Origin of the sequence: Rudaea sp. 3F27F6 (genome assembly GCF_005503555.1) — a bacterium.
Lineage (GTDB): Bacteria > Pseudomonadota > Gammaproteobacteria > Xanthomonadales > Rhodanobacteraceae > Rudaea.
In genome coordinates, this window is the sequence record NZ_SCNG01000002.1 from 518435 (window position 1) to 540896 (window position 22462).

The 22462-nt window shown below is 59.0% G+C and carries 14 protein-coding genes, 1 tRNA gene and 1 pseudogene; 6 read left to right on the forward strand and 10 right to left on the reverse strand.

Annotation, left to right across the window (positions count from 1 at the left end; all coding sequences use genetic code 11):
• Positions 1-55 precede the first annotated feature (55 nt).
• Positions 56-140: transfer RNA gene (locus FFS30_RS10075), tRNA-Leu, on the forward strand.
• 575 nt (positions 141-715) lie between these two features.
• Here the strand turns inward: FFS30_RS10075 and FFS30_RS10080 are convergent.
• A pseudogene (locus FFS30_RS10080) lies at positions 716-1165 on the reverse strand (transposase); the annotation flags it as partial.
• Positions 1166-1609: 444 nt separating this feature from the next.
• On the opposite strand from FFS30_RS10080, the gene FFS30_RS10085 reads away from it, so the two are divergent.
• Positions 1610-1933 (forward strand): mobilization protein, encoded by a 324-nt coding sequence (locus FFS30_RS10085; protein ID WP_212742450.1) that lies wholly within the window; start codon positions 1610-1612, stop codon positions 1931-1933.
• 253 nt (positions 1934-2186) lie between these two features.
• Here FFS30_RS10085 and FFS30_RS10090 read toward each other — a convergent pair whose 3' ends face one another.
• A complete protein-coding gene (locus FFS30_RS10090; protein ID WP_137913010.1) occupies positions 2187-7169 on the reverse strand; it encodes an RHS repeat-associated core domain-containing protein in 4983 nt (1660 codons plus the stop codon).
• A gap of 1065 nt (positions 7170-8234) precedes the next feature.
• Here FFS30_RS10090 and FFS30_RS10100 point away from each other — a divergent pair.
• Complete coding sequence (locus FFS30_RS10100; RefSeq protein WP_137913011.1) at positions 8235-8537, forward strand: helix-turn-helix transcriptional regulator; 303 nt, start codon at positions 8235-8237, stop codon at positions 8535-8537.
• Positions 8538-9055: 518 nt separating this feature from the next.
• The gene (locus FFS30_RS10105; protein WP_137913012.1) at positions 9056-9607 is read left to right on the forward strand and encodes a DUF4166 domain-containing protein; all 552 of its coding nucleotides are present in this window, start codon (positions 9056-9058) and stop codon (positions 9605-9607) included.
• 35 nt (positions 9608-9642) lie between these two features.
• Here the strand turns inward: FFS30_RS10105 and FFS30_RS10110 are convergent, their stop codons facing one another.
• Positions 9643-10374: a DUF1295 domain-containing protein gene (locus FFS30_RS10110; protein ID WP_212742451.1), complete on the reverse strand. Its 732-nt coding sequence runs from the start codon at positions 10372-10374 to the stop codon at positions 9643-9645.
• Between the two features lie 18 nt (positions 10375-10392).
• On the opposite strand from FFS30_RS10110, the gene FFS30_RS10115 reads away from it, so the two are divergent.
• Positions 10393-12297, forward strand: coding sequence for a S41 family peptidase (locus FFS30_RS10115; protein WP_137913013.1), 1905 nt, complete (start codon positions 10393-10395; stop codon positions 12295-12297).
• A gap of 111 nt (positions 12298-12408) precedes the next feature.
• Here FFS30_RS10115 and FFS30_RS10120 read toward each other — a convergent pair whose 3' ends face one another.
• The gene (locus FFS30_RS10120; RefSeq protein WP_137913014.1) at positions 12409-13365 is read right to left on the reverse strand and encodes a helix-turn-helix domain-containing GNAT family N-acetyltransferase; all 957 of its coding nucleotides are present in this window, start codon (positions 13363-13365) and stop codon (positions 12409-12411) included.
• Positions 13366-13909: 544 nt separating this feature from the next.
• Here FFS30_RS10120 and FFS30_RS10125 point away from each other — a divergent pair.
• Positions 13910-16036 carry a TonB-dependent siderophore receptor gene (locus FFS30_RS10125; protein WP_249352361.1) on the forward strand — a complete coding sequence of 709 codons (2127 nt, stop codon included), beginning with the start codon at positions 13910-13912 and terminating at the stop codon, positions 16034-16036.
• Positions 16037-16187: 151 nt separating this feature from the next.
• Here the strand turns inward: FFS30_RS10125 and FFS30_RS10130 are convergent, their stop codons facing one another.
• The 6 genes from FFS30_RS10130 to FFS30_RS10155 form a co-directional block, all read right to left on the reverse strand.
• The gene (locus tag FFS30_RS10130; RefSeq protein WP_137913016.1) at positions 16188-16697 is read right to left on the reverse strand and encodes a lipocalin-like domain-containing protein; all 510 of its coding nucleotides are present in this window, start codon (positions 16695-16697) and stop codon (positions 16188-16190) included.
• Between the two features lie 59 nt (positions 16698-16756).
• Positions 16757-17662: a PhzF family phenazine biosynthesis protein gene (locus FFS30_RS10135; RefSeq protein ID WP_137913017.1), complete on the reverse strand. Its 906-nt coding sequence runs from the start codon at positions 17660-17662 to the stop codon at positions 16757-16759.
• 71 nt (positions 17663-17733) lie between these two features.
• The gene (locus tag FFS30_RS10140; RefSeq protein ID WP_137913018.1) at positions 17734-18390 is read right to left on the reverse strand and encodes a gluconate 2-dehydrogenase subunit 3 family protein; all 657 of its coding nucleotides are present in this window, start codon (positions 18388-18390) and stop codon (positions 17734-17736) included.
• Positions 18391-18400: 10 nt separating this feature from the next.
• Positions 18401-20089, reverse strand: a complete 1689-nt coding sequence (locus tag FFS30_RS10145; RefSeq protein ID WP_137913019.1) for a GMC family oxidoreductase — start codon at positions 20087-20089, stop codon at positions 18401-18403.
• Between the two features lie 21 nt (positions 20090-20110).
• Positions 20111-21025, reverse strand: a complete 915-nt coding sequence (locus tag FFS30_RS10150) for a sugar phosphate isomerase/epimerase (protein WP_137913020.1) — start codon at positions 21023-21025, stop codon at positions 20111-20113.
• A gap of 60 nt (positions 21026-21085) precedes the next feature.
• Positions 21086-22426 (reverse strand): MFS transporter, encoded by a 1341-nt coding sequence (locus FFS30_RS10155; RefSeq protein WP_249352363.1) that lies wholly within the window; start codon positions 22424-22426, stop codon positions 21086-21088.
• Positions 22427-22462: the final 36 nt, after the last annotated feature.

Below are 22462 nucleotides of genomic sequence, written 5' to 3' on the forward strand. Positions count from 1 at the left end.
GCAGCTCGGAACGCAAAGTTCCCGCCGCGGCAGGAAGCCAAGCGAAAGAACAGTTGCCCAGGTGGCGGAATTGGTAGACGCACTACCTTGAGGTGGTAGCGCCGTAAGGTGTGGGGGTTCGAGTCCCCCCTTGGGCACCAAATGCAAAGCAAAATCAATAAGTTATAAGATTTTGGCGGGCGATCTGAATAAGATCGCCCGTTTTGCTTTGTGGATTACCGTCTCGTCGCGATGATGAGGATCTCGCATCGTCAGCAGCTCTTTGAATCTATTGGCCGATGTTCAGTCATGCCGACATTGCGACGACCTACGCGTTTATAAGTGCTGCGAGTTCGTCTGGACCTCAGCGGCGTACCGCCGATTCGCCTTGGATACGTAGAATTTGAAGTCTCTTGGTTAAGGGGAAACCTCGATGAACGGAGATGCGGCTGACAATCATGTTTCGATATTGGTCGCGGATGCGACACCGACGAGCCCGTCGAAAGTAGACCTATGGGTGACGACCCTCCCCGCGGTCATTGCAATTTTTGGATCGTTGTTCATCCTATTAATCAGCAACAGTCTGCAGCGGAAGCTACAGCTTGAACAAACTGAGCGAGCGAGGCGATTTAAAGCTCTTGAGGATATAACCCAGGCTGCGAGCGATTGCGCAAGAGACACAACGACAGCCTGCCTGCCAACCCTCGCGGCGCAACAGTACTTGCAGGCGACGCTAGCCGCAGCGAACACGCGTCTTGGCGATCTCGTGCATTCGTCGTCGTAACGCCGTTCGTGGATCTCTACAGGACACGTAAGCTTGCGCGCTGCGATGCTGACGCAAAAGTCGACAGGCCCGCCGTTGGCTGATGCAGTGGCGCGATACCGTGTAGGCCACGGCCACTCGCTTCAACGCGGGCCGTGCCATTTTTTTGAAGCGACATCCTGGAGAATGGCCTTGTCCAAACTCAACTCCGCCACCAGTTTCTTCAGCCGCGCGTTCTCTTCCTGCAACTGCTTCAGCTCTTGGACTTGATCGGACTATAGACCACCATACAGCCGCTTCCAACGATAAAAGGTCTGTTCCGAAATCTCCCACCTGACGTGTGAGGTCGGCCACCGCCATGCCCAGCTCGGCCTGCTTGAGCACCGCCACGATCTGTTCCACGGCAAAACGCTTCTTCTTCACGACAATCTCCTGCCCCTTGGGGGCTTAGCTTGCCGGAAAACTCACTCTCAGGTTGGGCCGGTTTGAGCGATGCAGCCCACTACTTTCCGCACGATGTTGCCCGCTGTTGTTCCAACACCGCCCATCGTTGTCCCACCGCTGCGCCATCTGCGCCGTCGCTACCGCGACAGCGCCGCAATGTGGACTTTCTTGGGTCGAGGCCGCCCAAAAAAACGCAGTGATTTGCCGGTTTCTGGCATGGTCCCTTAAACCTAAAAAGGCCTATATACCATACGCACCTATCGATGACACTCGACTCGTTGATCTTACTCATTTTGTTAAGCAAGAGGCCTTTCGATTCTAGTTAAAGATCACTACAACTATCTCTGCATAACCTGTAATTTCTCTATATTTTGCACTACAGACACACTACGGAGTGAACATGCCTCTCGGCTTCCCATCCAGTTGCGCCTGAGCCTTGAGAAGCACGCTCTGTACGAGTCGGCCGCCGTCGAGGGCAAGCCATTGTCGACCTACATTCGCGATCGACTGGCCGCCCAGGACGACGTGCTTGCCACGCGCCGAGGCTTGCGCCAATCGATCGAGAACCTGACTGAGCTGGTCGGCACACCACAGCGACACAATAAGGATACCGAACAAGACCGCGCGATTCAGATCGAACTCTTGCTTCTACTACGAAGCATCGCATCGCCGGACAAGGCACGCATGGCGCAAGCCGAAGTCCTGCGCTTGGGGCTATCGCCGTGGACGGGTGAGCGACGCGGATAGATGCGTTAGGTGTGTCCGACCATATCTAATCAAACTCCTACATCAGTAGATGCAAGATTGCCGCAATAAACAAAACGGCCGCCCCTATTCGAATGTATATGCTATTTAGCTGGTACTGTTTTTGTGGAAGCAGCCGCACTATGGGGTAGTTTGAATAGAATGTGCTAATAGCGCCACTCACCTTATGGGCATATACGAACAAAAGGCCGCAGAGCAGGGAGACAATTATCTCTGGCATACGTGCTCACCTTAGCTAGTTCAGACTAAATCTACACAGGTTAATGCCCGTACCTATTCGAACAGCCCCACCGTCTTTGTTTAAAAAATCTCCCGTAACGGTTGGCCCGTTTGGAATTTCAAGATATCCCCCCAAGCTATATCCTCGGCCCCAAATTGCGGAAGCAAAGACTTGCCATCCGTAACCGGCATGGTCATTACAATCGCTGCAATCGCCCTTTCCATCTTCCCATTTAGCAATTTGCGAAATCAACCCCGCTTCCGGCAGACCGACGCCGACTCCACCACAATAAACGGTATACGAGCAGCTTTTGCTCGAGATTGGGTCAGAAAATTCCAGGTTGTAGACGGAACCGCCGACTACGATATGTCCTACTCCTCCGCCAACGCCCCATCTAATATTCCAGGCTCTCAAGCCTAGTCGGTCATGGTTACTAAGTGGGTTGAGCATTGCATAGCTATAGGTGCTGATGCCGCCACGCAACCCGGCAGGATCACTCTCGACATATCGCCCCGTCCCCGACTCATAATCCCGGAAGTAGTTGTAGCCGAGCCCTGTTTCGGCATCAAAGTACTGGCCGGGGAAGCGTAGATTCAGCGTAAACGGCCCATTGCTACTCGGGTCTTCATCCGGCGCATGCTCGCCGAACGCACTACCGAAGTAATCCCATGCCCAGGCTATCGCATCGGTCGCAGTCGTATTCCCCGGTAAGATTACACGACGCGGCGTGCCCAATTGATCGGTCTCGGCATAGTAAAGGTTGCCGTCGCGCACGATGCCAACCAACGTCGCATCCAGCCATATATATTCCGTAGCGGCAATGGTTATTGCCCCCGCCGCTCGACTTAACATGTTGTAGCGCGTTGTGCTTTCGGTGTCACTGAGCAGAGCACCGCTCTCCGAATAGACGAACGTCGTCTGGTCGACAACGGTTGTCTGTCCCACTCCCGCTGGCGTGGCCTTGCTCACGCTCGCACCGCCGCCGCCCGTTGTTTGGGTGAACTTGACTACACGCTCGCCTTTCCCGTTGTAGTAGTAGTCGTAGTCGGCCGCATGCACCAAGCGATTGCTGTTATCAAAAACGAAGGCATTCGTTCCGATCTGGGTCGTATTGCCGTTCGCATCGTAGGTGCGTGCAGTGCCGCCGACGTTCGCCAGCCGATGGCTGGTCAGTGGCGACGAGTACGAATACGCATCGGTACTTCCGCCGAGCGTCTTGCTCAACCGGTCGCCGGTGCGGTTGTAGGCATAGGATTCCAGTACGGCGGATGCGCCGTCCTTGACTTGGTTCAGGCGATAGAGCGGATCGTAGCTGTAGCGGCGTCCGAGTGAGCCCGCATCAACGCGGGTCAGATTGCCGAGCGCGTCTACGCCGGCCTGCAACGTCAGGCCGTTCGGATCGGAGCTGGCGATTTGGCTGATCGCGTAGTCCTTGTCATACGTCTTGCTCAGCGTTCGTCCATTGCCGAAGGTGATCTGGCTCAGCGGCCCGAACGGCAGGTAGCTCGCATTGGCAACGAGAGTTTGCGCACTGGCCGTGGCATTGGCTTTGTAAGTAACGGCCGTGATCTGGCCCAGCGCATTGCGCGTGTAGCTGACGATCGCGCCGCTCGGATACGTGATGGACTGGATACGGTCGGCCACCGTGTAGGCGTAGCCCGTGGTCGAGATAATGCCATTGGCCGCCTGCTTCTTGCTCGTCACGTTGCCGCGGCGGTCGTAGCAGTAGACCGTGCTGCCAGAGTTGTCGGTGATCGTGGTTAATCTTCCTTGCGGATAGGAACTCGCGCAGCCGGTCGTGGCGTTGGCTTGATCGTAGGCATAGCTATAGCTGACATTGGGACTCGTAGTCGAATAGCTGATGCCGGTCAAACGGTTCAACGCATCGTAGGTATAGGTCGAAGTAACGCCGCGCGCATCGGTCTGGCCCGTGCGGTTGCCGGCCGCATCGTAGGTGTAGCTGCTCGTGCCGGTATCGGGGCTTTGCAGCGCGGAGAGGTTGTTGAGTCCGTCATAGGTGTAGTTCGTGACCAGACCGTCCGGGTCGGTGACGCTGCGCAGGTTGTCGCGCGCGTCGTAGGCGTACTGCGTGGCCGTGTCCTTAGTCGCGCCGGTGCCGGCGTGATCCTGCAGAGTCTTGGTCAGGCGGTTGAGCGGATCGTACTGGTTCTCGGTGCCGAAGCCATTGGCATCCACCGAATAAATCGCATTGCCGTTGCCGTCGTAACCGTTGGTGTAGGTGATGCTGGTCGGCGCCGCCTCGGTCGGATTCCGATACGTGTGCACAGCGGTATTGGCCGCGTTGAGCGTCTTGGTCAGGTGGCTCAACTGATCGTACTGGCGCGACAGCTTACGCGTGAGCGTGCCGGCGGGATCCTTGGTCGTTTCATTGGTGCGGTTGCCGGTGGCATCAAGGGTATAGTGAATCGCATTGCCGGCGTTGTCGGCAATATCGGTCAAGCGGTGGGCAGCGTCGTAGGTGTAAGAAAGGTAGACGCCGTCGGGCTGGATGATCCGGATCACTTGGCCGACATTGTCGTAGGCGAAGGTAGTAGTGGCATCGTTGGACGACGAAGAGCCATCGGCATTGGAGCGCACGGTGCGCGTGAGCAGCCAGCCGCGTGGCGAATAGGTCATATCCGCCACCGTGCCGCCGGCGTCCTTCATCCGCGTGACGTGGCCGTTTTTATCGTAGCTGACGTAGGTGGTGGTTTGGCCCAGAGCGTTGGTGATCTGATAGAGATCCCCCAGGTAATGACAACTGCCACCCGCCGTAGAACATCCGGTGAGATCAGTGGTTTGAAAGTACGTATAGATCATGGTAGACGAGACATCGATTCGCGGGCTTGTGGCAGTAAGAACCAAACCGATCAGGGGGCACGTGCCAGCTGTGACAGCGGTTTGTTCGCAGTACGCGTAGCTCGACTGGCGTATGCCGAGAGGCGCGTTGGCTGACGATCCGCATGCATACGAAGCCGCACCAGAGACAGAAGGGGCTATCTCACAACGCGCCAAGATCTGACCACGAGCGTTGTAAGACCAGGTAGTTAGCGACGCAGTTGTGTGGTATGCATCTGTGATTGTTCGTTGGGTTGGGCGATCCAAACTGGGATCCCAGATGGTTGCTGCCGTTCGTTGAGATGGAGTCCCAGAGCCTTCTGTGCGAGAAGTTTCATGATAGCTATCGTAAGAATAGGTAGTCGTCGTTCCATTTTTGTCGACCACAGAACTTGGGCGCCCATCCGTCTGATACGTAGTCTGACTGGAAAGAGAGCCGTTGGTCACAATGGAGGCGGGCTTGCGAAATGGGTCCGTGTTGAACGTGAACACATCCGTTTGTCCAGAGGCCCGGGTTACTTTGGTCGAACTGCCATCTGAGCTATAGACCAAGGAAACGGCATCGGCAGTCGGCGAAGTTGGATTGCCCGTATTGAGCACGCTGGATACCGCCCGACCAACGCTGTCATAGGTGAACGTGCCATAAGGATTCGAGTTCTCGTCGACGATGCCCGTCAGATAGCCGGGAAAGCGGGTGTCGTTGTATTGGAACGTACGCACCGCGCCACCGGGATAAGTGACCGTTTGCAAATCCCCCGAACCATAGCTGAAGGCCAGTGATGCCCCATCCGGGAGTGTCACCGAAGCGAGACTCGCGAACTGAGTAGGATCCTGATGGACCGAATCCCCATAATTGAATGAGATGCTCCGGCCCTTTTCGTTGGTGACCGTGGCCAACCGCCCGTACGTGTCGTAGGCGAGAGAGAGGGTCTGTGCCGCGGCGCTACGGTTGGTTATTTGAACAAGCCGCCCTTTCTGATCAAAGGTCTCCACCCGATCTTCATTGTTGGTCAATATCCATCCATTGCTGGTCTGACGGAGTATTTTTCCCGGCAGGTTGGTCGAGCTGTACTGGTTATTTGCGACCAATTCAAACAACTCAATATTCCCATCATCGTCGACAACATACCCAGTGAATTGGAAATAGGGCGACGGAGATAGTTCGACCTGGGCAGAGAAATTGTGCATCCAGTTTCTTCCTAACCCAAACGAAGACGCCACCTGCGACATCGAATGATAGTGCCGCTCAAATCGAATACCATCGATATCAAAATCCACTTCGTTTCTAATTTTCTGCCCCGTCGTGGGAGAACAAGGATTATTGGTATTGGTATTACACGTATTGTATTGAAGTACCATTTGACCAATAGAGTCTTTTACATCATTCCGACAAATTGCAGTTGGCAAGACAGCCGTAGGTGCGTAAGGCGATTGATTCGGGAAGTAAGCCGAGTTATATCCACCAGCAGCATAAAAATACAAAGGACAATTTGCCGAGTGTGATCGCAGGACGTTGTAAGTCACGGAGGAGTGCTGTATGGGCGCGACGCAAGTATCGGAAGAAATGATCAGCGTTTTTGTTGGAGAATAAGTGTAAACGCCATTCAGTAATGACCTTGGACCGTAGTCTTCGAATACAGCGGGCTGCTGGGTGCCGTCCGGATTGGTGCTCCCAGCACCTATTTCCCAGCCGTACGGCAGCGCATATTGTCCCGAATACGTAACAGAAACATTGCATTGCCCAGAGCGACTGGACAAGGCGGCCTGCTTGAGTTCATCTTCGGAGGTACAACTCCCTGGATATAGGGAGTTAGTTTCATTGGGGCAATTGATCACCCCGTCTCCGCTTTGAGGATTTGCATGATAATATTGAGCCAATTCTGGCCCAATATTTTTATTGGACACGGTATAATTTATAACAATACTTCCGGGCGAAGCCGCGGTCCCTCCCGAAATACCAGTTGGCATTAATAAGTATCGCCCCTCTGACGGAGAGGGGTCGGCGCGCATCGCCGCCTCTGCCGCACTCAAGGTTGAGAAACAAGGCTGCGTACTCCACCACCAAGTCCATGGCCCGCTGCAATCACCTTGAGCAAAAACCACATGGGGAACGAAGAGCAAAATCGACAGCAAAATCGTATGTTGGATGCGGAGTTTCATGCTTGGTGCTCTGTCGATTGGGAAGATGTCGAGAGGAGATGCGCTGAGCGCCACTCGATCCAGTGAGATGTAGCATTTGGCGAGATCGCAAGAACAGGGCGTAGGGTATCCTGGCGACAGCCGTAGCGGAAGTTATTCAAATCAACTCCTGGGCATCCAATCCCCTCATGCAACACCCCGAAGTGCTAGATCCCAATCTCGTCGGGAGCTTCGATGCAGCCACCAACGCTGGCCGTGGATACGTGTGGGATGCCGTATTGTAGTATCGCGTTTTGTGCCAGCCCGAACTCGGTGTACCCAACGAATGCGACGACGTGGACTACTTCCATCCATTCGCGAGCTATGACGAGGCTCTTGCTTTTTCAAATAGCACTATGGGCGCGGACCCACCGCTCGCACTCGTCCTGCAGCGTGAATACGTATCGGAGAATGAGCCGGGTCAATATGCTCACGTTAAGAAGGCTAGGATCACCGAATGGCCGTAGAGTTTCTGTCGCGCCCTAGACGTACAGGGCACACGATTCCTGAATTTCTCGCCTCTGACGCATCAGCGAATCGCGTCAAAATCCTGCGCGGAGTTCGGCGCTGATTAAGCTAGTCGGTAACGCGCAGCTTAAGAGCTGCCAAATCACTAGGGTCAAGTGCAGTTCATGCTCGCGCCAGTGCCGACACACGTGTGCAATACACCGTTCACATAAATATGCGTAACAGTTCCCTGTTCCGTGGAAGAGTTGCCGCTATTCCCGCCAAGCGACTGAAGGCAGCCATATGACGGATGCATGTCGCAATAACGCTGCTTTTGAACTTCCGGAGCAAGATGCGAAAAACAGGTAGAACCAGGGGCGCACGCGGACTCATTTGACTGCTGCGCACCTTGTTGCATCCCCTCCGAAAATTGACGTACCTGTTCCTCCGTACACCCAGACAGCCCCACTCCGCAGGCATATAAAACAGTAGTCAAGGCCAATGAGCGACCTATCGTATTCATTTGCTATCTCCTGAAATGGCATCAAAAGAGTAGCTCCGCCAGAGGTGGTATGCGCAACACATCTTTATCCTCACGGCATGAAGAAACTTGCCGGCTCCAGCCAGAAAGACGCGCCTACCAAGCGCCGGAAGTCTGTGCCTCCCAAGGAACTGGCTTTGGTTGGTGCTCGTATCCGGGCAGTCAGGAAGAATCTCGGGGTCAGCCAAGATAAGCTCGCCTACGCAATCCCACTAGATCGAGCGCACATTGGCATGATCGAGAACGGCAAACGTGCCGCCACCATTCCGACGCTCATAAAGATTGCGGTAGCTCTCAATTGTGAAGTCGGAGAATTCTTTCCGCCCGTGAGCGAACTTCGATCTGCTGCCCAGCTTGGATGAATATCGTGGCTAGCGCTCTAGCCTTGGCGCCATTGCCGATCGCATCCGAGTTCCGCGGAAACCTCGAAGACGGCGATTGAGTCGACAGAGTTGAGTACCGTACTAATTTGTGAGTACGATTGTGAGTATAAGAGAAACATCTAGTCGAATAATTTGTTCTAAATCAATATAATACATAGTATAATCGACTCTCCCCTTGACCAACAACTAGTCCGAAGCAGTCCAACGCGATCCGGATATCTCTCGAAAAACCCGCTCTCATGCGGGTTTTTTGTTTTCCGGCATCCACATTTGTCCAGTTGCCTCCAGCAAATTTGTGAGTTGCCTGGATGCTGGCTCAAGCAGTCAGCCACGTCACGTTGCGCTAAGCTGGAGGCCGCCGCGATAGCAGCGTGTCTTGAGAATCTGGCATGCGTACCTCCAAATACGCAATCGTCATTGCCAGTCTCGCGTGGGTTTCCAACTAGGCCGATCACGGCGGTCGGCGATTACATCGAGCGTCTGTTACTGGCAAACATATGCAACACATTGCAGAAGAGTGGCTCGGCAACCAATTTCACGAGCTGCATTCCCTGCTCCAAGACCTGCATCGCAACCCCAGCATTCTCACCGGTCAAGTCGACGTCTCCTTCGGCCGGGGCATCGCTGGCGCACTCGGCAGGCGCATCGCTTCCAGACTCGGCGTCCCCATTACATCCGGTGAGCATGCCCTAGAAGTGTCCATCTATAGCGATGGCGGCGTCCTGCATTGGGTGCGTTCATTCAATGGGCAAAGCCGGTTCCATTCGGAGTTCAAGCTCGTCGGCCGCTATCCGTCCGGCTACTGGGTGGAGCGTTCGGGCCCGCTCACCTTGCTCCTCGACGTCCGCGTCGTGTCTGGTGGATGGCACTGGGTGCATCGGAGCACGAGGCTCTTCGGCATTCCCCTCCCGCGAGCCATTCTTCCTACCACGGTGGCGTCGAAGAGCATCGATCAAGGCTTGTATCGGTTCTCGGTAGAGATCAGAGCCCCTGTGCTCGGCAAGCTATTTGGATACTCGGGCACACTGGCACCCAATCCTTCCACCTAGAGAGCGTTGCCTGCCGGACGGACTACGATAGCTTTTCAAAGCACACCGGGCAGCAGCCACCACGAGCGCTTTTTGTAGGCTTCCCATTCCGGATAACGCGACATGCTCGTTTCCTTCAAAATCATGTTCACGGCGAAAAGTCCGAGCCAGATGTAGCCGAGGATCAGCGCGGGGATCCAATGCCACACCATCAGGCCGAACGCGCCGTAGATCATGATCTCGCCGAGATAGTTCGGATGACGCACATAGCGGAACATGCCGTCGGTGATCAGGCCGCGTTGAATGCGCAGGGTGAAGTATTTCTGCGCATCCGCGGCCACCATGATCGCAACGCCGACGATGACCAAGCTGGCGCATAGACAGAACCAGGCGTTGTCCGGCAACGGATAATGCGGTTGCACCGTGCGTGAAACCAGCAGCCAGCCGATCAACCAGTACGGAGCGAGCACGCACGCAAACGCGTTGATGCCGCCACCGATCGTAACGCGCGTCTGCCAGCTCTGGTCGGGAAAGCACAGATCCTTGATCAGCCAGACGATACCGTAGCTGCCATGCAACGCGAGGTAGATCCAAGCCGCGGTCGAATAGTTGTTGTAGTAAACCATCAGCGCGGCGATAAACAGAGCTGTGCCGCCTTTCTGGAAATTGATGATCCAGGCCAGCTTCCACGGCCGCGGACCGCCGCCGAAGTCCTGTGAAACAAAGACGGTAAACCGCCGCATGGCGACGGCCCAGGCAGGTGCACCGACGAGAGTATTCGTTGTCATGGCACGGATTTCCGTTGATTGAGCGTTGAATATCGGCCAGCAGCCGACGATTCTACTTTGCTCTTCCATGAGAACAGCAAATCTATTTGGGCTACGATCGGCCCGGCTTACATCATTCCGGCCGCCACGAATCACTGCCAATCGGGGGTAACCATGGAGAAAGTAGCGACTTACTCAAGCCTTTCCCCGCGCCGAGCGACACCGGTCTCGAGGATGCTGGCGATATCCGTGTTGCTGGTCCTGCCTTGCGCGAATGCAGTCTGCGCCGGCTCGTCTCCGCAGCTTCCCGGCGAGTTCGCCTATGAGCAAGCACAGAATGCTCGCAAGCAGGCAAGAACCATTATTTCCGATCAGGCAACTCCAGACGATATCCGCAAGGGAATTGAACTGCTCGATCAGGCGTTGAGGGTACTCGATCAACCTCAGAACGAAGAAATCTCGTACGGCAACATCTATTTGCGCTATCGCCGCTATGACATCGAACTCGATCTGGCTGCGGCCTATGCCCGGCTCGGCGAGAAGTCCGCAGCCTTGGATCATCTGGAAGCTGCCGCGCACGTCGGCGTTTTGAACGGAATGCCGACGTCCCGTTCCGAATTTAAGTCTCTTGCGTCGGAACCGCGGTACCAGCACATGAGCGAACAGGCGGCGGCGATCGATCGCCTTTGGCAGCATCCCGATATTGCGACAGGCTACAGCGAGTCCTTGACTCCGGAACAGCGCGTCGCCGGCCTGTCCTTATTCTGGTCGGAGGCCAACTACAACTTCGTCTACTTCGACCATATCCCGGACCTCAATTGGGATAGGACTTATCTCGAATTTCTCCCGCAGGTACTGGAAGCAAAGACGACGCGGGAGTACTACGAAGTGCTCATGCGCTTGGCGCCTCTGCTCCGTGACGGTCACACGAATATTTATCCGCCGGAAGAGCTCAAGAACCGATTTTACTCGCGCCCGCCCTTGCGTACGGAACTTGTCGAAGGTCATGTACTTGTCCGAGACGTCAGGAATGTGGCGTTGGAGAAGCAAGGAGTGCACGTCGGCGATGAAATCCTCTCGGTCGATGGTCAGCCGGTGCGCGAATACGCAGAACAGCATGTAAAACCCTATCAGAGCAGTTCCACCCCACAGGACACGGATGTTCGTGCCTATACCTACGGCCTGTTGTCCGGAGACATCGACAAGCCCGTCGCACTGAAGCTGCGCGATGCGCGCGGACGCGAGAGCTCGCTCAACATCAGCCGCGCGCTCAGCGAAGATACGAAGCGTTCGCCCAAGCCCGTCTTCCGCGATCTGGGCAATGGCGTCGCCTATCTCAATGTGGATCAGTTCGAAAACGATGCAACGGTCAAGGCATTCGAGGCGGCTTGGTCCAACATCAGCAAATCAAAAGGGCTCGTGCTGGATCTGCGTGACAACGGCGGCGGATCGACGAAATACGGATTACGAATTCTGAGCTATCTCAGTCTTGAACCAATTCCAGCAACGTTGCCGCGTGAGCGCGATTACACGCCAACTCATCGCGCTCAAGGAGGAGGAAGGATGGATTGGACCGCGCTGGACCACGCCCCTTATAAAGCGAGCCGCAAAGAAGTCTTCACCGGTCCCGTCGCTGTTCTCATCGGACCGCGCACTTTTTCCGCGGGCGAAGATTTCGTCGCCTCATTCGACATGATGCACCGAGGTGTGTTGGTCGGAGAACCTACGGGCGGCAGCACCGGACAACCTTTGAGGTTCAAGTTGCCCGGAGGCGGTTTTGCACGAATTTGCGTCAAACGCGATGAATATCCCGACGGCCGTGAATTCGTCGGAAAAGGAATCGCCCCCAATTTGGTCGTCCACGAAACCATTGCAGACGTACGTGCAGGACGAGATCCCGTACTTGCACGGGCCAAGACCGAGCTGCTGAAAAGCGCGCATTGAAATCGCATTCGATACTCGATAGCGGGCTGAAACAGGGGTGAGCGTTGCTCGGTACGATTCCGCACTAAGAACTGAATTGCTCAAAGCCCGCTGCAGCGACGTGCCAACGAATTACCGAACCCGCGGCCTGACGAAGCGCTGCTCGAGAACTTCACGGCCCCACTGATTGCCGGGATGCTCCTCGACGCAGACGAAGCCATGCGCTTCGTAAAGATGGCGCGCGACCGACAAGCCGTCGAACGTCCACAGATGGGTTTCCGCAAACCCCTGCTCATCGGCGAAAGCGAGCGCCGCTGACAGCAGCTTGCGCCCCGCTCCACTTCCCCGCGCCGAGTCGTCGACGATGAACCAACGCAGATGGGCGATGTTCGCGCCGAGGTCTTCGCCGTCTATGGCGACGGAGCCGACGATGTCGTTTTCCTGCACGACGGTCCATAGCGCATTGCGCGGATCGTCGAGGCGCCCGCAAAAGTCGGCCAATCCGGCGGCCACGACCGACTCGAAACGCTGGCCGAAGCCCGAGCTTCGAGCGTAATAGAGCGCATGCATCTGGGTGATCCTGGCGATGATACCGGGACGGTATCCGCGGACCATCTTGCGCTTAGGCAGAACGGAAGGCACGGCTTCTGCGGCAAGCGCCGCGGCATAGAGGCGCAGCCCTTCGACGACCGTTCGGTCTTTTCCGGACCCCAACCGCTTCAGCGCGGTCGATACCTGCGTATCGGCGAAAGAATCGATCGCCGCGACGCGCCGCTTCCCCGCCCTGCTCAAGAACAAGCTTTTCATCCGGCTGTCGTCCTTGTCCGCACGCTCCAAAACATCGCCCGACAAGACGAGCTTGCGCAGCAAGCGGCTGATGCTCGATTTTTCCAAGCGAAGAAGCTCGCCGAGGTGACGCGCCGAGATGCCCGGAGCCGCGTTGATTTCGATCAAGGCATGCACGGCCGACGGCGACAGTTCCGTGCCGGCGAAGTCGCCACCCATGAAACCAAACTCGCGAACAAGCTGGCGCGAGGCAGAACGGATGTGCTGGATAGTCGAAGAAAGGTCGGCCATGGCAAAATCCATATAGTTGTACTATGCAACTATATGCAGGACGCGTCGAATGCTCAAGCTGGACCGCTCCGGCTGGATGGACTGTTCCCGTTTCTTGACCGATACTCGATCGAGGCACGCCACCGTCGCGCGGCTCATTGAAGACTCGATTGAGTTCGAGAACTGGACGATGAGGATCATGTCCGCGTGGAGATGACGCGTGTCGCAGTGACCATCACGCCCACATGCGACTGCAGCCTCGATCGTCGCGCTCGCCGGATTCAATCCCCCCGCCACGACCGGGAGTTCCAACGAGTTGCCGCTACCGCTACAATCGTCGCCGATTCGCGCAAGCCAGATGCTTCCAGCCCGCGCCGGTTTCTACCGTCCGCCCTTCTCTCTGGAAGCTCACATGTCTCTACTCTTGTCGCAGCCTATCTGCTGCAATTCCGTTCGCGCGCATCGCTGCGTTGCCGATTTACCCGCACCGTCTTCGCGAACTAGTGCCGATTCCGCGCGCTCGGCTTGCGCTGCCCTGCGGCGAATCGCCGCGGCGATCGCGTTCCTGAGTATCTTGTTGCATGACGATTCCGCTTTTGCGCAACCGTCTTCGCCGACCGCCGTGCCCGACGCCGACGAGCATGCCGCGAACGGCGCAACCGCGGATGCCGTGCTGCCGGCCGTGAACGTCACCGCCACGCGCGCAAACAAACGCGCCAGCGCGGGCACCAAGACCGACACGGCGGTGATCGAAACGCCGCAATCCATTTCGATCATCGACGCCAAGCGCATCGCAGCGATCGGCGCGCTGACTGCCGAGCAAGCGCTCGGCTATACGCCGGGCGTCGGCATCACTCACTACGGCAGCGATTCGCGCTTCAACTGGATCGTCCTGCGCGGCTTCGATGCCTACTCGCCGGGGTTTTATCTGGACGGACTGCCGCTGCGAAACAACGGCACCTGGGGCGTGTGGCAGACGGAGAACTACGGCACCGAGCAGATAGAAGTGCTGCGCGGCCCGGCTTCGGTGCTGTACGGGCAGACCGGTCCTGGCGGCGTGATCAACGTGGTCAGCAAGAAACCCGAAGAGACGCCGCTGCACGAAGTGCAATTCCAGCTCGGCAGCTACGACCGGCGCCAGATCGCCGGCGATTTCAGCGGCCCGTTGAATGCGGATCACAGCCTGCTCTATCGCGTCACCGGTCTCGCGCGCAACGCGGAACTGCCGGCCGGCGGCATGCCGGACAATCGCTACTTCCTCGCACCGGCGCTGACGTGGCGGCCCACGGAAGACACGACGCTGAACCTGCTGAGCTCGTTCACGCGCGTTCACGCCGGCGTCTACAACCGTTTCTTTCCCCAATCCGGCACGCTCGTGCCAACTCCGATCGGTACGAAGATTCCGACGTCGCTGTTCGCCGGCGACCCGCATTTCAATCGCTTCGATCAGGACCAACAACTGATCGGCTATCAGTTCGAGCATCGTTTCAACGAGACGTGGGGCGTGCGCCAGAACCTGCGCTACGGCCATCTCAAATTGCGTTACGCGCAATTGTGGGGCCCGCAGTTCGCGACCTTGAATGCGGATGATCCGCTCGACCCGATCAATTTCCGCTACTTGTCGAGAACTGTGTTCGGCAGCCGAGAGAACACCGCCGCGCTCGCCCTCGACAATCAGGTCGAAGGCGACCTCGTGTTCGGCGAATGGCAGCACAAACTGTTGTTCGGCCTCGACTATCAGCGGCTACGCCTCGATCAGACCACGGTCTACGGCGGTACCGCGCCGCTGCTCGACATCTATGCGCCGGTCTACGGCGGCCCGATCGTGCCGTCCGCGCCTTACGTCGACGGCATCACGCGACTGAGCCAGACCGGCCTCTACGTGCAGGACCAGATACGTTGGAACGAGCGCTGGCTGCTTACTCTGGGCGGGCGTTTCGATCGCGCTTCGAGCGTTCTCGACAGCCGCCTCGACGGCACGACCACGCGCTTCCCGGACCACAAGTTCAGCGGCCGCGCGGGCCTGCTCTACGTCACACCGGACGGCTGGGCGCCGTACGTCAGCTACACCGAATCGTTTTCGCCGACCGCAACGATCGATCCGCGCACCGGTATCCCGTTCAAGCCCGAAACCGGGCGCCAGTACGAAGCCGGCATCCGCTATCAGCCGCCGGGGCGTAACGAGACCTACAGCGCCGCCGTGTTCGACGTACGCCGGCAGAACTACATCACCAGCGACCAGCAGTTCATTCCGCGGCAGACCGGCGAAGTCGGCGTGCGCGGCCTGGAGTTGGAAGCCAACGTCGAACTGATTCCGCGCCTCAATTTCACCGCCGCCTACACTTACACACAGCGGGCGGTCATCACCGCGAGCAGCAATCCCGCCGAAATCGGCAAGCAGCTTATGGCGGTGCCGCGGAACGCGCTCTCGCTATGGGCCGACTACGCGTTCGACAACGGTTTCAGGGCCGGCCTCGGCGCGCGCTACGGCAGTTCGACGCGCGGCGACGGTGCCACGACGCCGATTCCGATACCCGCCGCAACGGTATTCGACGCCATGCTCGGCTATCGTTTAGAGCGCTGGGACTTCGCGCTCAACCTGCGCAATCTCGCCAATAAGACCTATCTCACCAACTGCGGCTACGGCACCTGCTACTACGCGGACCGGCGCACCACGATCGCCACGGCGAGCTATCGCTGGTAAACCTCGACGGCCACAGAGGGTTCGTCGATGAAAGATCGGAGGCGCGGCTGGATCGCGCTTCCGATCGAATTGAGCATGCGGCGTCGCACCGCCTGCCGATCAATACGGCCGCTGCGGATTGCGCATGACGGCAGGACGACGTCGCGTCCTGTCAGCGCACGCGGCGCAATTGGCGCAGGAAATGGACGCCGCCGCTGTCGCCCTCGATGGTCAGCACGTCGCCCTCGATGCGGAACGGGCGCGGCTGATCCGTGCCGAGATAACTCGGCATCAAGCTGCCTTCTATCCCGTGCACGACAAGGCCCTTCTGCGCATCGATGCGATAGGTGCCGAAGTAAGCGACGTAACCGCGGTAAGCCGCGCGCACTTCGTCGTTCGTGCCGTTCGCATCGTCGCCCGATGCGAACGGCGCCGCCGCCGGCATGCGCATGATCTGCACATGCACGTGTCCGCTTGCGTCGTACACGATGTAGCCCTTGGGGTGCTCTCCGTACGGATAAGAAATCTTTCCCGCGGCATCGGTGTCGGTGAAGCGCTCGATGCGCCAGGTTCCGACCAGCGGCTCGATCGCCTCTGCCGCTCTCGACGATGTGCAAGTCAACAGTGTTGCCAATGCCGCCACGACGAAGCAGCCGATGGAAACGATGCGCGTGTTGTTCACAGCGAACTCCTAGCGAAACCAATCGCAGCAAAAGTGCGGGCCTGCGATCTGCGCAGCCTTCAATCTAATTGCAGCTCGCCGTGCATCAGTTCGATCACCCGGCCACCGACATGGATGCGCCGCTCGGCATCCACGTTCAGATGCAAGAGACACGGCCGTCCCGTCGCCACACCTTGATGCACATCGAAGGCGAACGGCGTCGATGCGCCGCTCGCGAGCAGATAGCCGCCGAGATTCGCGCAGGCCGAGCCGGTGCCCGGGTCTTCGAGAATCGCGCCGTGCTGCCGCCAGAAATATCGGCTGAACACGCGCGATGCGCCGTCCTGCGCATAGACGTAGGCGTGCGCTTCGCGCTCGTTGCTGCAGTAATCGACGAAAGCGCCCGGCTGCGGGTCCGTGCGCCGCACGGCATCCGCACTCACCAGCGGCACGATCAATTGTTCCACGCCGACGTTCATCCACAGCGGATCGCCGGCGATGTCGTCTTCTTGCAGGCCGAGCGCCTGTGCGATCTGCGCACGCGAGTACTCATAGGCGCGATGCGTCGGCACGTTCGCGGTCAGCGTCCACACATCGCCTTGCGCGGTGACGGGAATCGCACCGACGTTCAGATACAACCGCACCGCATCGCCGCCGTACTTGAGCGCGCGCAATACGTGCGCGGTGCCGAGCGTGGGGTGGCCGGCGAACGGCATCTCGAAAGTCGGAGTGAAGATGCGCACTCGCGCATCGGCCTCGCTCGGAGAGACCGGCGTCGCGCGCCCCGGCACCGCCGCCCCGCTCTCTTCGCGACCGGTGCCGAGCGCAAAAATAAAGGTCGATTCCGAGAGGTTGAACTGCAGGGCGAGCTGCTGCATCTCGGCTTCGCTCAAACCCTGCGCGTCCTCGACCACGGCGAGCGGATTGCCGCTGAGCTTGGACTCGGCGAACACATTGACGATGCGAAAGCGATAACTACGACTCATGGGCGTAGATCCGCGCGTTGCGACCAGATCGCAACGATAGCGGATTCTTCACGCCGTGTGGATGCAGCCCGCTACGTCGCCCAGCGCTTGCCGTTGCCGGCCTGATTGACCGGCACGCAGCCGTGATACGCACCCGGTATCGCCACGTATTGCAGCACCTGCGTCGCGCCCGGCTCGGAGGTGAAGAAGCCGAGCAACGCGAGTTCTTTCGTGGTCAGGATGAACGACCGCTTGCGCCCTGGGCCTTCCGCCTTCGTGCGCTGCTCGAGCATTTTGGTGCTGCGCACTTCCTGCCAGAGATCTTTCTGCTTCTGCGCCGCGGCGCTGTGCTCGTCCGCGATCGCGGCCTCCTGCTGGCGCTGGATCAGCGCCTTCTGCTGCGCTGCTTCGAGCTTGAGGAACGGTTTGCCGTGCTGCGCCTGCGCTGCGGTATCGAAATCACGCAGGCCTTGCAGATAGTGCTCCCGCGCCGCGCGCGAGCAGACCGCTTTGAGCATCGTGTCGATGAAAGCCGGCACGCCGACGTCGAGCGCACCCGGCGTGCCGGTGCGCGGCAGCATAAGGTCGACGATGCGCGAAACCAGGGCGAATTGCTCCTTGTCGAGCACGGATGGCTTCCAGTCCGCGGCGGTCGCCTTCGCATAGGCTTCGGGCGCGGCGAACGCCGGGATGGTGAGCGCACCGCCCATCAGGGCGGCGACGCGTTGCAGTACTTCGCGACGATTCATCTTTCCGTCCTCAAATGTTCTGGCGCTTGAGTTCTTCCACCGCGTGGCCGACCGCGCGCGCGGTCAGGGCCATGTAAGTCAGCGACGGATTCTGGCAGGCCGAGGACGTCATGCACGCGCCGTCGGTGACGAAAACGTTCTTGCACGCGTGCACCTGGTTCCACGAATTGAGCACCGATGTTTTCGCATCGCGGCCCATGCGCGCCGTGCCCATCTCGTGGATGCCGAGGCCGATGCCGTATTCGCCGTCCATGACGCGCACGTCGCGGTAGCCGGCCGATTCGAGCATCTCGGCCGCGTCGTTGATCATGTCCTTGCGCATGCGCAGCTCGTTGTCGCGCAGACGCGCATCGAACGACAGGATCGGCAAGCCGAACTTGTCCTTCTTGCCGCGATCGAGGCTCACGCGGTTGTCGTGGTGCGGCAGGATTTCGCCGAACGCGGTCATGCCGATATTCCACGGCCCCGGCGCCTGCGCCTTCTTCTTCAGGTCGTCGCCGATTTCGTCGGCGTATTCCAGGCCGCTCCAGCCCGCGCGCGAAGCGCCGCCCTGGTAGCCGAAGCCGCGCAGATAGTCGCGCTTCTCCTTGCCGAGATTGCGGTAGCGCGGAATGTAGAAACCGTTGGGACGGCGGCCTGAGTAGTAGCGGTCATCGAAGCCTTCGACCGACGCGCTCGCGCCGGCAAGAAAATGATGATCCATGATGTTGCAGCCAAGCTCGCCGCTGTCGTTGCCGAAGCCGTTCGGGAATCGGCTCGACAGCGAGTTCAGCATGATGTGGGTCGAACCGAACGCCGAGGCGCAGAGAAAAATCACCTTGGCGAAATACTCGGTCTGCGCGCCCGTCTCCGCGTCGAGCACGCGCACGCCGGTCGCCTTGCCCTTCTTGTCGTCGTAGATCAGTTCGTAGACGATCGCGTTCGGCACCAGGGTCATATTGCCGGTCTTCTGCGCGGCCGGCAGGGTGCTCGAATTGCTGCTGAAATAGGCGCCGAACGGACAGCCGCGAATGCACAGATTGCGGTAGCGGCAGGTGCTGCGCTGCGGGCTCTCGTTATGAGTCAGCGGGCCGGTCAGATGCGCGGCGCGGCCGATCGTCAGCGCGCGTCCGAACTTGTCCTTGAGCTTGCGCTGGAACTCCTGCTCGACGCAGTTGAGTTCCATCGGCGGCAGAAATTTGCCGTCGGGCAACTGTGCCAGACCTTCGTTCTGCCCGCTGACGCCGATGAACGTCTCGACGTAGTCGTACCACGGCGCGACATCGGCGTAGCGGATCGGCCAGTCGACCGCGACGCCGTCCTTCGCGTTCGCCTCGAAATCCATCTCGCTCCAGCGGTAGCTCTGCCGGCCCCACATGATCGAGCGGCCGCCGACGTGGTAACCGCGGATCCAGTCGAAGCGATACTTCTCTTCGTACGGATTGTCGATGTCGTCGACGAACCAGTGCTTTGATTCTTGCGCGATCGCGTAACCCGTGCGCGCCTGCTTGGCCTGGCGGTCGAGATCGTGCGCCGTCGCGCGGTTGCCGTACGGCAGTTTCCATGGATCGTCGGTCGTGGTCGGATACTCGCCGTGGCGAACCATGCGCCCGCGGTCGAGCACCAGGGTCTTGAGCCCCTTCTCGGTCAGTTCCTTCGCCGCCCAGCCGCCGGAGATGCCAGTGCCGACTACGATTGCATCGAATGAATTCTTTTCCATGATGAAGCCCAGTCTCCGAAATCAGCTGATCGAATGCAGGTAGTCGTAGGCGACCTGCGCCGCCTCGAGCTGGCTCATGCGCGAGAACGGACCTTCCTGCTCGGCGAAATAGTGCTTGAGCCCGCCCGCTTTCGCCGCGGCGAAAATCGGTTTGTAGTCGACCGTGCCGCGACCGAGTTCCGAGCCGAGCATCTCCTCGCTCATCGGCGCGCCGTTCTTGTTCTTCTTCGGCTGGAAATCCTTGACGTGGATCAGCGGAATGCGCCCCGGATACTTCTTGAAGTAATCGACCGGATCGCGCCCGGCGAACACCATCCAGCCGCAATCGATCTCGAACTGGACCAGGGCCGGATCGGTTTCGCGCCAGACAATGTCGTAACCGACCTCACCGCCACCGAGATCGACGAATTCGCGGTCGTGGTTATGCAGAACGAACTGCAGGCCCGCGCGCTTCGCCGCCGCGCCGATGCGATTGGCCACATCGACCGTGCGCTTGGCTTCTTCGCGGCTCATCGCCGACTTCCATTCGAGCTTGGTCGACATCGCCTTGGCGACCGGCTCGATCAACGACGAAGCGGCCGCGTAGGTCGCGCCGAGCGCATGCGCCTCGTCGAACGCCTTGCCGAGATTGTCCATGTCGAACTGCAGATGCGCGCTCGGGCAGCGCAGGCCGGCGCCGTCGAGCAGGCCGCGGAATTCCTTCGGCGCGAGGCCGGCAAAACCCGCCGACTCGACTTCCTTGAAACCGATCTTGCCGAGCTTGTTCAGCGTACCCGCGGGATCGTGCTTGAGCGTGTCGTTGACCGTCCACAACTGGATGCCGACCGGCTTGCTCAGCGGATTGGCGAATAGGCGAGTCGGCAGTCCCGACACGGCGAGCGCTGCACCGAGGCTCGCCGCACGGGTAAGAAATTGTCGGCGCGATGATGGGTGCATAGATTTCCTCGGCATAGGTAATGAAGTGAAAAAAACTAGAGTGCGCTGTGGCCGTCCGAATCAGTGCGCGTTGCCGGCGCGGCGACCGCGCAGATACCAGGCCAGCAGCACGAATGCGGCGATCAGAATCACCGGCAGGACCGTCATAAAGCGCAATGTCTGCTGCGGGCCCGCGGTGTCGATCGAATGGCCCATGATCGGCAGCACGAACGAGGTCGCGACCATGCCGGCGCCGCCCATGATCGACAGCCCCAGCGCGCCGGTCTGCGGCGTGCGTTCGGAGACGAAACCGAGCATGGTCGGCCAGAAGTAGCAGACGCCGACGGCGAACACGATCGCGGCGAACAGCGTGCTGCCCGGCGAATTCGCAATGCTGTACAGATACAGGCCGACCGCGGAAATGAGCGCCGAAGCGAGCAGCACGCCGACCGCGCTGAGCCCGTGCACGAGCGGGCCGGCGAAGTAGCGGCCGAGCGCCATGACGCCCGTGACCGCAACGAGGACGATGATCGGATCGATGCCGGTCTTTTCGAGCAGGGCGCCGGTGAACTGGTTCGTGCCGAGTTCGGTCGACGCGGTCAGGAACATACAGAACACCATGAACGGAAACAGCAGACTGGTCTTGTTGACCACGAGCGACTCGACCACGATCGCGGCGACAACGAGACCGAGCACGATCCAGGTGGACACCGCATTGAAGTCGATCGCGATCGGCAGCGAGGTCGCGAAGATCATGAAGCCGACCAGGGCGATGATCGTGCATGGCGCGCCGACGTGGCGAAACATGTCGCGGTAGGACACGCCGCTCGTCACCCGCTCCGTCTCCGGGATCGTTTCGCCGAAGAACAGCCAGCCGTACAGCGCGAGAGGCAGGAACAGCACCGCGGTCAGCGCCTGCCATGGCAGATTGAGCTGCGAGATAAGCAACCACGACAGCACGCCGCCGATCACGATGCCGCCCGGGAACCAGACATGGAAGCGGTTGAGCATCTTGGTCTTGTCGTGCGGATACAGCGTGGTGACGAGCGGATTGCACGCTGCCTCGACGCTGCCGTTGGCGAAGCCGATAAATACGTTGGCCGCGAACAGCAGAGTCTTGTCCTTGGCGAACAACAGCACGACGAGACCGATCAGATGGCAGACGAAGGCGATGCGCAGGACATTGCGCGTCTTCACCTGATCGATGATAGCGCCGCCGAGAAAGGTGGCGACGGCGAAGCCCCAGAACGCCGGGCCGAACGCCCAACCGATTTCTTCGCGGGTCAAACCGAAGCTCTCATGGAACACGCCTTCGATCTTCGCGCGCAGCGCGAAGGTCAGCGACGTCACGAGCAACGCGAGGCACGACGCGACGAACAGCCGCGACGCATCGACGGGCTTCACACCCGCATAGGTTTGCACGGTTCGGTTTTCAGCCGGTATCGACACAGAGACTCC